Raw genomic sequence first — 13217 nt, forward strand, 5'->3', positions numbered from 1 at the left:
ATGGGCCGGGGTGTACGGGGACAGGGTGGAGCCCAGCACGCTCTCGCGGATCATGCCGTGTTCGCCGACGCGCTTGAGGACCGCGCCGCCGACGACCATGCCCAGGCGCTCGCCCTGCAGCCCGAAGCGGCTGACCAGACCGTTCAGCGCGGCGGTGAACATGTCCTGGTTGGAGGCGTGCGCGTACTTGCCGTCGGAGCGGGCGAACGGAATCCGGTTGCCGCCGAGGATTGCGACAGGCTTGGCCTGCTTTGCGGTCTTGGCCGCGGGCTTCGCCGAACGGGCTTTGGTGGTCACTCGAGTCTCCAGTGTCTCGTCGGGTGGATTTCCGTACTCGCACGATCCGGGGGACCGGCGCTGGTCGGTTTACATTAAACTTACTCTGGAGTAAGTTCATTTGTCGACACCGTACCCCGCGTTTGTGCGCGACATCGCCCCCGGGGCCTAGACAAGAGAAGGTAGGAACAGTGGCAGCCAGCAAGAGCAAGGGCGCTCCCAACCTGTACGGATCTTTCATCCACTCTGCTCCCGGCGCGTTCCTGGCGAGCAAATTGGGTCTACCGCAGCCGGAGAACCTGCGCCGCTATGTCGCCGGCCAGCCCGCGCTCCCGGGCCCGGTGCTGATCGGCGGTAAGGGACGGGTCGCCGATGCCGCCCGAAACCTGCTGTCGGACTACACTTTCGCCGATTCGGTCACCCCCGGCACCAAGCTCGGCGCGCTGGTCTTCGACGCCACCGGCATTCGCACGATCGAAGAGTTGCAGCAGCTGTTCGACTTCTTCCAGCCCGCCATGCGCAGCATCGCCGCGTCCGGTCGCGTCCTGGTCATCGGCACCACCCCCGAGCTGACCGCGTCCGTCGACGAGCAGATCGCCCAGCGCGCGCTCGAGGGCTTCAGCCGCTCGGTCGCCAAGGAACTGCTGCGCGGCGCGACCGGCAACCTGGTGTACCTGCACCCGGAGGCCGCCGCCGCCGCCACCGGCCTGGAATCCACGCTGCGCTTCATCCTTTCGGGCAAATCGGCGTTCGTCGACGGTCAGGTCTTCCGCGTCGGCAAGGACGACTCGACGGCACCGGCCAGCTGGGACAAGCCGCTCGCGGGCAAGGTCGCCGTGGTCACCGGCGCGGCCCGCGGCATCGGCGCGACCATCGCGGAGGTGTTCGCTCGCGACGGGGCCACCGTGATAGTCGCCGACATCCCGGCCGCCGGTGAGGCGCTGTCCGAGACCGCCAACAAGGTCGGCGCGACCGCGCTCGCCCTGGACGTCACCGCGCCCGACGCCGCCGAGAAGCTGGCCGAATTCGCCACCAAGCGTTTCGGCGGCATCGATATCGTCGTGCACAATGCCGGCATCACCCGTGACAAGCTGCTCGCGAATATGGACGAGGGCCGCTGGAACTCGGTCATCAATGTGAATCTCGCCGCGCCGCACCGCATTACCGAGGGCCTGGTCGCCTCCGGTGCGCTCAAGTCCGGTGGCCGCGTCATCGATGTGTCCTCCATCGCGGGTATCGCGGGCAACCGCGGCCAGACCAATTACGGCGCCTCCAAGGCCGGTGTCATCGGCATGGTGAACGCCGAGGCCCCGAAGCTGGCCGAAAAGGGCATCACCATCAATGCCGTCGCGCCGGGGTTCATCGAGACCGCCATGACCGCGGCCATCCCGCTGACCACCCGTGAGGCCGGTCGCCTGATGAGCTCGCTGCTGCAGGGCGGTCAGACCATCGACGTCGCCGAGACCATCGCCTACTTCGCCTCCCCGGCGTCGAACGCGGTGTCCGGCAATATCGTTCGCGTCTGCGGCCAGAGTCTGATCGGAGCATGATGAGCCAGACCATCACGCTCGGCGAGGTGCCGAAGAACAGCGGTCTGTTCGTCAAGGCCGCACTCGGTGCGGTGCCGATTCCGGGAATGTCCAACCGTCCGTCGAAGCTGCCCGACCGCGTGGTGCGGCTGGAGGGCTTCAAGGTCGACCCCGATCACCTGGCCGCCTACTGCCACGCCACCGGCCAGCGCTTCGGTGATGCGCTGCCGCTGACCTACCCGTTCGTGCTCAGCTTCCCGCTCGCCATGCAGTTGGTCGTCGCCCGCGACTTCCCGTTCGTGGCGGTCGGGGCGGTGCACGCGGAGAATGTCATCGAGCGGACCCGGGAGATCTCGGTCGCCGAACCCCTCGATTTCCAAACCCATATCGAGAACTTGCGCGAGCACCCCAAGGGCCTGCTCGTGGACGCCATCACCGAGGTGAGCGTGGGCCGGGAACTGGTGTGGCGACAGGTCACCACCTTCCTGCACCAGCAGCGCACCTCGCTCTCGGGCGGTCCCAAGCCCGAGCCCAAGCCGGATGAGGTGCCACCGCCGCCGCTGCGCACGCTGCGGGTGGATCAGAAGATGATCAACCGGTACGCCGCGGCGTCCGGTGATCACAATCCGATCCATACCTCGGCGCTGGGCGCCAAGGCTTTCGGCTTCCCGAAGCCGATCGCGCACGGTATGTGGTCGGCCGCGAACATTCTCGCCAACCTCGAGGGCCGCATTCCCGAGAAGACCACGTACGCGGTCAAATTCGGGAAGCCGATCCTGTTGCCGGCGACGGTCAACGTCTACGCCAACAAGGTCGCGGGCGGCTGGGATCTGGCCCTGAAGAATCCCAAGAAGGGCTACCCGCACCTCACCGCCACCCTCCGCTGATTCGGCCGCCCTCGCCACCTCCCGGTGGCGGTGGCACACCGAAGCCAATCCGGCGCACCCGGTGTGGCAAGTTGGAGACAGTTTCACAGCAGACTTGGGGTCGTATGGCCGCGGTGGTTCTCGAACCATCGCGGCGGCCGCCTACCGCGGGTAGGGTCGGGCCGCCGACAGCGATCGGCCCCATTGGGGCGGGGCGAGAGCCGCGCACCGATTCACCACCGTATGTCGCCACGCAGGGGTTTCGACATCCGGTACGGCGAATCGGTGTGCGGCTCTGACGTTTCCGGGTCCACCCGGCCGGATTCAGCAGCTGCAATCGCAGCAGCCGCAGTCACAATCGCAGTCGGGGCAGTCGCAGCCGCTACAGCAATTCGCGCAGTCGCAGCAGTCTCCGCAATCGCAGCAATCCCGCTTCAGCCAGGATTCCTTGCGCTCACCCGTGCACGGCCGGGTGTGATCGGAGCAGCACGCGTACCCGGTGCAGTACTGCGTCAGCCCGATCCCGATGCCCTCCCAGAAACCCGGCCTGCGAAAAGGCGTCCGCGGTGGCTCGGTGCCGAACACCGCCTGCGGCATACCCCCCATCGCGGCGGAGTCCGCCCCCGTGATCCCGGCGCGCTGTTGGCCGGGATCCACAGCCGCCGTAGGGATCCCGGCCAAAAGCATGCCGGGATGACGGAGTTCTTCGACGGGGAGGACGGATTCGACGGTGTGCCGAGTGGTGCCGCAGGCATGCGTGGCGCAGGTGTGTACCACCCCGGCGGCCCTGCCCAGCTTGCGGACCACACCGTTGAGCGGGTCCAGCAGCATCCAGCGGATGGACGCGGTGCGATCCAGGCCCACCCGGGTCAGGGCGGCCTCGAGTAGCGAATTCGATTCGCGCAGTAGGGCATGCGCGTCGGCGGTGCCGGTGCCGGTGGCGATCAGCGGATTGAAACGTCCCGCCGCGCGATCCTGTTCGATGTCCTCGATGGCATCGGCCAGATGCGCGATGCGACCGAAATGCCAGCCCGCTTCGCGCAATGCGCCGGCGTTCTCCGGGCGCTGGGCCAGAACGGCGGTGTGCGCGAACAACTCCGAGGCGCACAGCTGGGTCGGCCAGGTTAATTCGTCCAGCGTGGTGGGCGCACCGGCGGCGGCCGCGCGCTCGCGCTCGGCCTGGGATTCGATTGCGGCGATGAGTGGTTCGAGATCCAGCCCGATCGGCGCGGCCGCCGCGCTCGCCCCGGCATGCCAGCGATTCGCGACCCTGGTCATCGGGAGCCTGCCGAGGCGGCGGGCGTCACCGTCGTCGATATGATCGCGAATCTTGGCCGCCCCCAACAGCAGTGAGGCGGTGGCGGCCAATCGCACACCGGGGGAGTCGGACGGGGCGACGGTGGCCTTGCGCATACCGCGCAGCGGGCACGGTCCGGCGGCGGTGCGCACCGCGGTCCCGGTCTGCTGTGCCTCGGTGAGTACGCCCAGCACGATGGCGTCGGTATTGGTGGCGGCTCGCGCGAGCTGTCCATGCCCGTCGCGCAGGCCCAGGCAGAGTCCGCACATCTGGGTTTGCCAGGCGGTGGCGTCCATTCCGTAGGACACCGCGCCGTGCGCGCACGGCTTCAGCATTCCGAACAAGAGCGTCCCCGTTCCCCGGCCGCGATGATCCCGGCCGTCCTACAACACAATCCGAGCGACTGTGGCAGGCGTTAACGGGGCTCGCAACTCAGGCGGGTTCGATCTCCTTCTTCTTGCCGGAGAGTCCGCGCCAGGCGAGATTGTCCAGCAGGTCCACCGCCTCGGCCATATCGACGGTGCCGCTGGCGACCCGATCGGCGATGGCCTCGCCCGCCCCGATCACCGCCACCGACACCACCTCGAAGTTGGTGCCGGGCTCGGCGTACTTGGCACTGGATTCGAGCAGTTTCGCGGTGAGCTCGATGACCCGGTCCCGGCTGTTGGAGATCTCCGAGGCGAAGGGTTGCTGGCCGAGTGCCTGCCGATACAGCACCTGCCAGGACAGCCGGTTCTGATCGACGTAGGACAGGAAGGCCTCCAAGCCCGCCCGCAGCTGCTCATGCGGGGTGAGCTTGGGGTTGCCGGCCACCGCGACGGCCTCGATGAACCGGATGCTCTCGCGGTGGATGCAGGCGCGGAACAGTTCGTCCTTGGAGCCGTAGTACAGGTAGAGCATGGGTTTGGAGATCTTCGCCTCGGCGGCGATGGCATCCATGGAGGTGTCGTGATAACCCTTGCGCGAGAAGACCTCCACCGCGGCGTCGAGCATCTGCTGCTCGCGCACCGCGCGGGGAAGTCGTTTCGTTCCGCCTGCCATCCACATCTCCTAGGACATATCGAAGCCCCTATCTTACTCCAAGGTAAGTTCCGCAAGTGCGAATTGCCGGTGATTCGCCATCGGGCGTCAGCAGTGTGGAGCGGTGCCCTTGTACTTTGCCATCCGAAGGACCGAGGCATCCACCTGGCTTCCCGGCAGGCGGCCGGCCTGCACCGCCTGTGTCAGGCGATCGAGCACCCGCGGCACCGCGTCGGTGGTGATCCACAGGGCATTGTCGGCCCCGGCGACCAGGGCGGCCTCCACCGCGTCCTCGATGCTCATGCGCGCGGTGATGGCGGCCATGCCGCCCAGATCATCGGTGAAGATCACACCGTCGAACGGGGCCGCGTCATAGCCCGTGCCATTGCGCAGCAGGGCCATGGCCTCGCTGCTGATACTGGCGGGCTTGCCCGGCTCGGTCAGGCCGGGCACGTCCAGATGTCCGACCATGACCGCCGACCCGGAGTCGATCAGCTTGCGATAGGGCGCCAGATCCGAGGTCTGCAACTGCTCCAGCGGCGGGGTCTTCACCGCGCCGGTGTGCGAATCGCCCGACCCCGAACCGTGGCCGGGGAAATGCTTCATGACGGTGCCCAGACCGGCGTCGTGCGCGGCGCGAATGTACGCATCGGCGTACTGCGCCACCACATTCGGATCATCGGAGAAGGACCGGTCGCCGATCACCGAGTCGTCGGGCTGGCTGCTCACATCCACATCCGGCGCGAAATCGACGGTGACGCCGAGTGCCTTCAACTTCTTCGACCGATCCAGGGTGAAGGTGTAGAACTCGTCCGGGCTCATCTGCCCGACGATCGCGCGCGCCGACGGCGCGACCCCGATCAGATCCTTGGCCCGCGAAACCCGCCCGCCCTCTTCGTCGATGGTCACCATGAGCGGCGTGCGCGAGGCGGCCTGCACCCTGTCGACCTGATGCTGGGCCAGCATCGCCTTATCGGTCCAGCTGCCCACGAAGATGCCGCCGATCTGCTCGGTCTTCACCACATTCTCGGCATCGGCCTCGCCGGTGACCCCGACGGTGAGCAGCTGCGCCAACTTCTGCCGCAGGGTGAAGTTGGCCAGATACCCTGCCGCGCAATCCTGTTGTCCCGGAGTCGTTGTCGGCGGAACGGTGCTGCTCGGACTGGTCTCGGTACTGCTCGGTGCCGATTCGTTGGTGCCGCTGCTCGAACACGCGGTCAGCACAACGGCGGACATTGCCAGGACGATCCCCGGAACTAGGCGCATGGATCCGACCGTAGCCGTCCCCGTGCTCGGATCCCACTCACACGCCCGTCGCCGCGCCGGTATCGGGCCGATCGCGACGTGACCAAAGTTGACCGCCGATCCGGGCCGATCGAAGGCGATGCGCCGGAGCCGCGGCGGGGTGATCGCCGCCGTCCTCCACGGCGTCAACCGAGGTCGAACAGCATTTTGGCAAACCTGTGGCGATCAACACATATGTTTACTTTTGCGTAATACATACCTGCTAGTAACGTGCGATTCGTGCACTTGGTCGGGAGACCGAATGCGAAATCGGCCTTCCGGAGGATCGGAAGGTGCCCCGTCGCTCTGCATCGACGGGTGTGAAAAGGCATATAGGCCGTCGGATTTCGGTGCCGAGCATTGTTGTGGCTACTCATCGGGGTGGTCCGATCCGGCGAAATCCAGGGAGGACCGGGATCACCATGGGTATTGGTGCGTTACTGCGCACAGCCGCGCTGAGTACGGCGGCGGCGATCGGACTCGGGCTCGCGACGGCGGGACCCGCGACCGCGAGCGAGGTGGACCGCTACCTTGATCTGCCGCTCACCAATCGCGACGCCGCTCAGGGCCCGGGCGGTGTGAATCCCGCCCTGCCCTACGACCGTGACGAACTCGCCCGATTGCTCGATGACGCTCGCGCCCAGGGTATTTCGCCCACCAGGTACGCCGCCCTGCTCTCGCAGTACTGGCTGGTCGACGCGACCGACAAGGCGGGTATCGAGCTGCGAACCTGGGATCCCCGCGCGGGGGTACAGGCCAATCGCGGCAATCTGACCAAGTCCTATCGCTATTACGAGGATCTGCAGCTCGCGCACCGGGAACTCCAGTGGGCGGGGATGGGTGGTCAGGTCGGGGCCGACTTCGGCGGCGGGCTTATCGATTTCGAGTTGATGGGCTCCGATATCTATGGCCTGCCCGGACTTTCGGAATCGGTCCGCACCGTGCTCGACGCGGTGCAGCGGACCGCCGGGCCCGAGGCGGTGGCGCAGCTGCCCAGCGGCCTGCGTGCACTCGCCGCGGCGGCGCCGCACATCACTCCCGACGATGTGCGGTACGTCATCGGCATGATCCTGGTGATGCAGAAGAACATCTTCTCCGACCTCATGCCCATGCATGACGCGTATGTCACCGCCGGGCTGCCCGCGCTGGAGGAGTTCCGTGCCGCCGGACTCTTCGGCGACGACATCATGAACGCCTGGCGCGATGTCGCGTCCGGTGATGCCGATCGCATCGCCGCGGGCAATCGCAGTCTGCTGCGCCGGGAACAGGATTGGGCCGTCGCCCGGCAGTGGGACCAAGTACGTTCCTACAAAGGCGATATCGGTGAGGCGATCACGTACCTCAGCGGTGCGGCCGGTTCGCCCTCGGTCGCGGGAGTCATCCCGCCCCGCCAGTTCCATCCGGTGCGGATCGCTTTCACCGCGGCCGACGGCAGTCCGAAGCTGTTGACACTGCCACTGCCGGACTGGAATTGGGCGGTGCTGGACGCGCGCTGGGAGTACATCACCGGTGAACTGCTGCCCCGGTACCGCTACCAGGTCGAGAACAACTGGCCCGCGTTGGAGGCGACCCTGCGCACGCCGTACGAGGTGCAGATGGAATCGCATCGGCCGCTGCTGAATATTCCACAGCTGCTCGAATCCGCGGTGAGCCAACTCCAGGTGACCCCGGCGGACCCGGCCTCGCCCATCGCCGATACAGCCGCACCCCTCGCCGATACGACTGCGCCCGTTGCGGATACGGCGGTGCGGTAGCCATGCGTCGCAGCCTCCCCTGCGTTCTGCTCGCCGCGGCCGTCCTGCTGGCCGGTGCCGCCACCGCCGCCGCGGAACCGGTGAATCCGGTGCCCGGACCGGACCGGGTGTTCAACGGTTTCGTCATCGGCACCCTGAACAGCGCCGAGAACGCTTCTCCACAGGAGAAGTTCGACGCCCTGATGGCGAATGATCCCTTCTACCAGGAACCTTCGCTCACCGGTGCCGAGAAGCCCGGCGACATACTGAAATCCAAGCCCGTGGATGTGATGTTCCTGGGGGTGAAGCCCACCACCGTCGACGCGCACAAGCTGATGTACGTCACCACCGCCCCCGACGGCGTCACCCCGGTAATCAGCACCGGCATCGTGATGATCCCGAAGGACGGCAAACCCGCGGCCGAACGCCGCCTCATCTCCTATCAGGAGGCCAATGACAGCGTCGGCTGGTCCTGCCATCCGAGTACGCAGTGGACCGGTGGCGCTCCGCTGGACGGTTCGTCCTGGTCCGCACTGGGACCGCTGGCCCTGATGTTCGACAAGGGTTACGCGGTCATGATCTCCGATGTCGGCAATGACGCCGATCGTGATCCGCACGGGGTGTTCGTCGGCAGTTTCGCCGGACATGCCCAATTGGACGGTGCGCGTGCGGCTTTGCGCCTGCCCGAGACGGGTCTGGCGGGGAATACCCAGATCGGCCTGTTCGGTATCGCCGGCGGCGGTGTCGGGGCGGCGTTCTCGGCCGAGCTGGCGCCGCGATACGCACCGGAGTTGAACATCAAATCCACCGTGCTCGAGGGCATGGTTGTCGATCCCGCCAATTTCATGCGCGTCACCAGTGGTTCGGTCGGCTCGGGCTTCGCGCTCGCGACACTGCTCGGCCTGGAGCCGTGGTATCCGGAGATGCGGGTGAACGACAAGCTCAATGCCGCCGGGCGGGGGCTGGCGAATTTCTACCGCACCCAGTGCCAGGTGCCCGCCTATTTCGGTCTGCCGTTCGTGCCCATGGAGGCGCTGTTCGACTCGGGCCGCAATCCGGCCGACGAACCCGACTTCCAGCGCGCCTTCCAGAACAATGTGCTGGGGCGCAACGGAACTCCCAAATCCAAGATCATGATCGCCTCCTGCGCCAAGGACGATTCGCCGATGTCGCTGGTGCCGGCCAAGGACGCCCGGGACCTCGCCGACACCTATCGCGGACAGGGCGCGGAGGTCACCTACGCACCGACCGACTGCGGTATGGAGCGCTTCATCACCGATATGTACGGCTGGGGCGTGGACCTTTTCGGTATGCAGACCATCGACTGGATCGACGGCAACTTCGAATGAATCACGCGGTGAAAGGAGTCGCCCGATGACGGCGATCGTCGACGGCCTGGTCTATCTGCTCACCTTCGGACCGCTCGCGGTCGCCAAGATGCTGGCCCAGGCGCTGGGGCTGTGAGCCCGGGCCCGCGCCGCTACTTCGGTAGCTCGTGGTGCCCGCCGAATGCCTGGCGCATGGCCGAGAGCACCTTGTCGGCGTAGAGCGATTCGCCGCGAGAGGCGAAGCGCTGGAACAGCGATGCCGCAAGTACGGGGGCGGGCACGCCCTCGTCGATGGCGGCGTCCAGGGTCCAGCGGCCCTCGCCGGAGTCCGAGACGTTACCGCCGAAGGAGTCCAGATTCGGGTCGGCGTAGAGGGCGGCCGCGGTGAGGTCCAGCAGCCAGGAGGCGACCACCGAACCGCGCCGCCATACCTCGGTGACCTCGGGGATGTCGATGTCGTACCGGTAGAACTCCGGATTCTCCAGCGGGGTGACCTCGGCGGAGTGCTCGGTGTCCTGCGAGTTGCCCACATTGGCCTTGTGCAGGATGTTCATGCCCTCGGAATACGCTGCCATGGCGCCGTATTCGATGCCGTTGTGCACCATCTTCACGAAGTGCCCGGCGCCCGCCGGACCGCAGTGCAGATAGCCCTGTTCGGCGGTGGAGGGTGTTCCGGTGCGCCCGGGTGTGCGCGGGGCGGCATCGACGCCGGGCGCGATGGATTTCAGCAGCGGTTCGATATGGCCGACCGGTGCGTCCTCACCGCCGATCATCAGGCAGAAGCCGCGCTCCAAACCGAATACGCCGCCGGATGTTCCGATATCCAGGTAGTGGATGCCCTTGGGCAGCAAGTCCTTCGACCGCTTGATGTCCTCGTGATAGCGGCTGTTGCCGCCGTCGATAATGATATCGCCGGGTTCCAGCAGGTCGGCGAGCTGATCGATGACCGCGCCGGTCGCGCCCGCCGGAATCATCACCCACACCACGCGCGGTGTTTCCAGCATCCCGATGAACTTGGGCAGATCGGTGGTGCCGGAGAAGCTGTCGCCGAGTTCGGCGCTGAGCTCGTCGATCCGTGGACTGTGCCGTTCGTAGCCGACGGCGGTATGCCCGTCGCGGACGATGCGGCGCACGATATTGGCCCCCATCCGACCCAATCCGATCATTCCGAGCTGCATGTCATCTCCTCAGGCGTCCCGAACCCACGGTGGCCCGGGGTTCTGTATGACTGTTCCCGCGATCGTCTCGATTGTCCCAGTTGTACGTGTCGGAACTTTTTTCCGGTCGCGCGGGCGTGGCGTGTAACGCCGCCGCGCGGGTGTCGATAGACGGGGTGGCTCCGTGCTGTTGCCAGACCCCCGACCCGGCAACCGCGCGGAGCCGTCTTCTTGTCCGAGTCGAGAGTTGCGCGAGAGTTGCTGTGAGCTTCGCGGGCCTCGTGTGTCGGAGCCCCCCACTATGGTGGGCGGTGGACTCGCGTATGCGGGTCGGCATTCAACCATGTGGGAGGATGGTTCGTGACCAGCGGAAGTCCCGGGCGGCATGCGCGTGCGCAGCGAACCCCGGCCGAACCATCGGCCCCCGGACGGCAATTTCCGAACGCCACCACGGTCCGCCGGGCCGGAATCGCGGTGGGTGTGCTGATAGCCGCCGGCGGACTGGCTTTCGCGGTCGACTGGTCGCTGTCGTCCGGTCAGACCCCGCGTGGTGTGCAGGTAGCGGGCATCGATATCGGCGGGTTGTCCCGCGCCCAGGCGCAGACCCGGTTGGAACTCGAGCTGAATCAGCGGGTAGCGCAACCGCTCACGGTCGAGATCGGCGATGTGCGCGCCGATCTGGTGCCGCGCGATGCCGGGCTGTCGGTGGATTGGGACGGCACCTGGGACCGGATCGGCGGGCAGCCGGTGAACCCGTTCACCCGGGTGCGGTCCCTCTTCGGCACCCGGGACGTGGAGCCCGCCGTCTTCGTCGACGACACCGCGATGAACATGCAGCTGGACGCCCTGCGCACCCATGACCGTCAGCCCGTCGAGGGCGGGATCGTCTTCGACCAGGGCAGACCGGCGCCGGTGCGGCCGGTGCCCGGCCGGGTGCTCGATATCGCCGCCGCCCGCGCCACCCTCGCCGGACGCTGGGCCGACGGTTCGGTACTGGAACTGCCCGCCATCGAGACGCAGGCGCGGGTGCGCGCCGAAGCCGTGGACAAAGCGCTGCGCGAGATGGCTCAGCCCGCGGTGCGCGTTCCGGTCACCTTCACCGGTAAGGGCGGCAATGCCGTCCTCGATCCCGGACAGCTCGCCGGTGTGCTCGCCTTCCAGCCGGATGATCAAGGCGGACTGGAGCTCTCATACCATCGCGAGGCCCTGATCGCGGCCTTGGAACCGCAGTTGAAGCCCACCGTGGTGGAGCCCAAGGACGCCACCTTCGCGCTGGCGGGCGGGCGCGCGACGGTGGTGCCCGCCGTGGTCGGCGACACCATCAACTGGGACAGGACCTTCGACGGTCTTACCGCGCTGCTCGTTTCGGCCGGGGACAAATCCAAAGCCGTTGTCTACGAACAGGTGCAGCCCAAGCTGAGCACCGCCGACGCCGAGAAGCTCGGTGTGGTGCAATCCATCGGCTCCTTCACCACCGGTGGATTCAGCGGCCCCTCGGGTGTGAATATCCGAACGGTGGCGCGCAAGGTCGACGGCGCGGTGATCCGCCCCGGGGATACCTTCTCGCTCAATGACTTCACCGGCACCCGCGGTGTCGAACAGGGCTATGTGGAATCCGGCATCATCGACCACGGCCGCCCCGGCACCGCGGTCGGCGGCGGTATCAGTCAGTTCGCCACCACGCTCTACAACGCCGCCTACTTCGCCGGTATGGAGGATGTGGACCATACCGAGCACAGCTATTACATCTCGCGTTATCCGGCGGCCCGCGAGGCCACCGTCTTCGACGGCGCGATCGATCTGAAGTTCCGCAACAACACCCCGTACGGCGTCTACCTCGAAACCGCCGCAGGCGATTCCGAGGTGACGGTGCGCCTGTGGAGTACCAAAACCGTCGAGGTCGAATCCATCGCGGGGGAGCGCACCAAACCGACCGAGCCCGACACCGTCACCCTCCCCAAGGGGAAGAACTGCATCCCGTCCGACGGCGCACCGGGTTTCACCACCTCGGACACCCGTGTCATCCGAGATGCCAAGACCGGCAAGGAAACCTACCGGCACACCCGCACGGTCAAATACGATCCGGTGCCGGTCGTGAAGTGCGAGTGAATCCGTCGTGAACAGCGAGATCCACACGCGGACAGGGTTATCCACATTCGGTGGATAACCCTTGGGATGGCTGTGGATAACTTCTCCACTGCCGATGGTGCATCCCCGCGTCATCCCGGTGCGCTTCTTGGCCGGGATCCACCTCTTCGACACAGCAGTGCGCCCCTGGGGAAACCCCAGGGGCGCACTCGGTTTCGCTACCGAGCCGCGAGCTCAGCTCAGAACGCGGCCTCGTCCAGCTCCATGATGTCGTTGTCCAGGTTCGACAGGATGGCGCGGGTGGCGGTCAGCTCCGGCAGCACATTGCGCGCGAAGAACTGCGCGGTGGCGATCTTGCCGGTGTAGAACGCCTCGGTGGAGCCGTTGTCCAGGGCCTTGATGGCGACCTCGGCGTGCTGCAGCAGCTGCCAGCCGATGAGCAGATCGCCGACGGCCATCAGGAAGCGGACCGAACCCAGGCCGACCTTGTACAGCTCCTTGGGGTCCTGCTGGGCGGCCATCAGGTGCCCGGTCAGGGTGGCGGCCATGGCCTGCACATCCTCGAGCGCGGTGGCGAGCAGCTTGCGCTCGGCCTTGAGGCGACCGTTGCCGCCTTCGCGCTCGATGAACTTCTGCACC

General features: G+C 66.7%; 10 protein-coding genes and 1 pseudogene. 5 read left to right on the forward strand and 6 right to left on the reverse strand.

Features of this window, described 5'->3' with window-relative positions; translation table 11 throughout:
• Positions 1 to 297 (reverse strand): annotated as a pseudogene (locus tag NA10_RS34040) (acetyl-CoA C-acetyltransferase); the annotation flags it as partial.
• A 170-nt stretch (positions 298 to 467) separates the two neighbouring features.
• Here NA10_RS34040 and NA10_RS34045 point away from each other — a divergent pair.
• Together NA10_RS34045 and NA10_RS34050 are read left to right on the forward strand one after the other, a co-directional pair.
• On the forward strand, positions 468 to 1826 hold the full coding sequence (locus tag NA10_RS34045; protein ID WP_067574823.1) for a 3-oxoacyl-ACP reductase: 1359 nt from the start codon (positions 468 to 470) through the stop codon (positions 1824 to 1826).
• Positions 1826 to 2692, forward strand: coding sequence for a MaoC family dehydratase (locus NA10_RS34050; protein ID WP_067574830.1), 867 nt, complete (start codon positions 1826 to 1828; stop codon positions 2690 to 2692). The genes NA10_RS34045 and NA10_RS34050 overlap by 1 nt, the downstream gene beginning before the upstream one ends.
• Positions 2693 to 2995: 303 nt before the next feature.
• Here NA10_RS34050 and NA10_RS34055 read toward each other — a convergent pair whose 3' ends face one another.
• The 3 genes from NA10_RS34055 to NA10_RS34065 form a co-directional block, all read right to left on the reverse strand.
• On the reverse strand, positions 2996 to 4303 hold the full coding sequence (locus tag NA10_RS34055; RefSeq protein ID WP_245678211.1) for a DUF5685 family protein: 1308 nt from the start codon (positions 4301 to 4303) through the stop codon (positions 2996 to 2998).
• A 97-nt stretch (positions 4304 to 4400) separates the two neighbouring features.
• The gene (locus tag NA10_RS34060; RefSeq protein ID WP_067574831.1) at positions 4401 to 5009 is read right to left on the reverse strand and encodes a TetR/AcrR family transcriptional regulator; all 609 of its coding nucleotides are present in this window, start codon (positions 5007 to 5009) and stop codon (positions 4401 to 4403) included.
• 87 nt (positions 5010 to 5096) lie between these two features.
• Complete coding sequence (locus NA10_RS34065) at positions 5097 to 6254, reverse strand: glycoside hydrolase family 3 N-terminal domain-containing protein (protein WP_067574825.1); 1158 nt, start codon at positions 6252 to 6254, stop codon at positions 5097 to 5099.
• 440 nt (positions 6255 to 6694) lie between these two features.
• Between NA10_RS34065 and NA10_RS34070 the strand changes: the two genes are divergently transcribed.
• Both NA10_RS34070 and NA10_RS34075 read left to right on the forward strand, forming a co-directional pair.
• Positions 6695 to 8026, forward strand: coding sequence for a hypothetical protein (locus NA10_RS34070; RefSeq protein WP_245678208.1), 1332 nt, complete (start codon positions 6695 to 6697; stop codon positions 8024 to 8026).
• 2 nt (positions 8027 to 8028) lie between these two features.
• Complete coding sequence (locus NA10_RS34075) at positions 8029 to 9354, forward strand: lipase family protein (protein ID WP_067574826.1); 1326 nt, start codon at positions 8029 to 8031, stop codon at positions 9352 to 9354.
• Positions 9355 to 9485: 131 nt separating this feature from the next.
• Here NA10_RS34075 and gnd read toward each other — a convergent pair whose 3' ends face one another.
• A complete protein-coding gene (gene gnd, locus NA10_RS34080; protein WP_067574827.1) occupies positions 9486 to 10511 on the reverse strand; it encodes a phosphogluconate dehydrogenase (NAD(+)-dependent, decarboxylating) in 1026 nt (341 codons plus the stop codon).
• Between the two features lie 339 nt (positions 10512 to 10850).
• On the opposite strand from gnd, the gene NA10_RS34085 reads away from it, so the two are divergent.
• The gene (locus NA10_RS34085; protein ID WP_245678210.1) at positions 10851 to 12599 is read left to right on the forward strand and encodes a VanW family protein; all 1749 of its coding nucleotides are present in this window, start codon (positions 10851 to 10853) and stop codon (positions 12597 to 12599) included.
• Positions 12600 to 12817: 218 nt separating this feature from the next.
• Here NA10_RS34085 and NA10_RS34090 read toward each other — a convergent pair.
• Positions 12818 to 13217 (reverse strand): acyl-CoA dehydrogenase C-terminal domain-containing protein (locus NA10_RS34090; protein WP_169812697.1); only part of this gene is annotated, 400 nt, incomplete at its 5' end.

This window comes from Nocardia acidivorans NBRC 108247 (genome assembly GCF_001625085.1).
GTDB lineage: Bacteria > Actinomycetota > Actinomycetes > Mycobacteriales > Mycobacteriaceae > Nocardia > Nocardia acidivorans.

Bases quoted from the DNA above. Each gene is read 5' to 3' on its own strand.
- NA10_RS34050 (WP_067574830.1), top strand. From the start codon at position 1,826: ATGAGCCAGACCATCACGCTCGGCGAGGTGCCGAAGAACAGCGGTCTG.
- NA10_RS34055 (WP_245678211.1), bottom strand. From the start codon at position 4,303: ATGCTGAAGCCGTGCGCGCACGGCGCGGTGTCCTACGGAATGGACGCC.
- NA10_RS34075 (WP_067574826.1), top strand. From the start codon at position 8,029: ATGCGTCGCAGCCTCCCCTGCGTTCTGCTCGCCGCGGCCGTCCTGCTG.
- NA10_RS34065 (WP_067574825.1), bottom strand. From the start codon at position 6,254: ATGCGCCTAGTTCCGGGGATCGTCCTGGCAATGTCCGCCGTTGTGCTG.
- NA10_RS34070 (WP_245678208.1), top strand. From the start codon at position 6,695: ATGGGTATTGGTGCGTTACTGCGCACAGCCGCGCTGAGTACGGCGGCG.
- gnd (WP_067574827.1), bottom strand. From the start codon at position 10,511: ATGCAGCTCGGAATGATCGGATTGGGTCGGATGGGGGCCAATATCGTG.
- NA10_RS34060 (WP_067574831.1), bottom strand. From the start codon at position 5,009: ATGGCAGGCGGAACGAAACGACTTCCCCGCGCGGTGCGCGAGCAGCAG.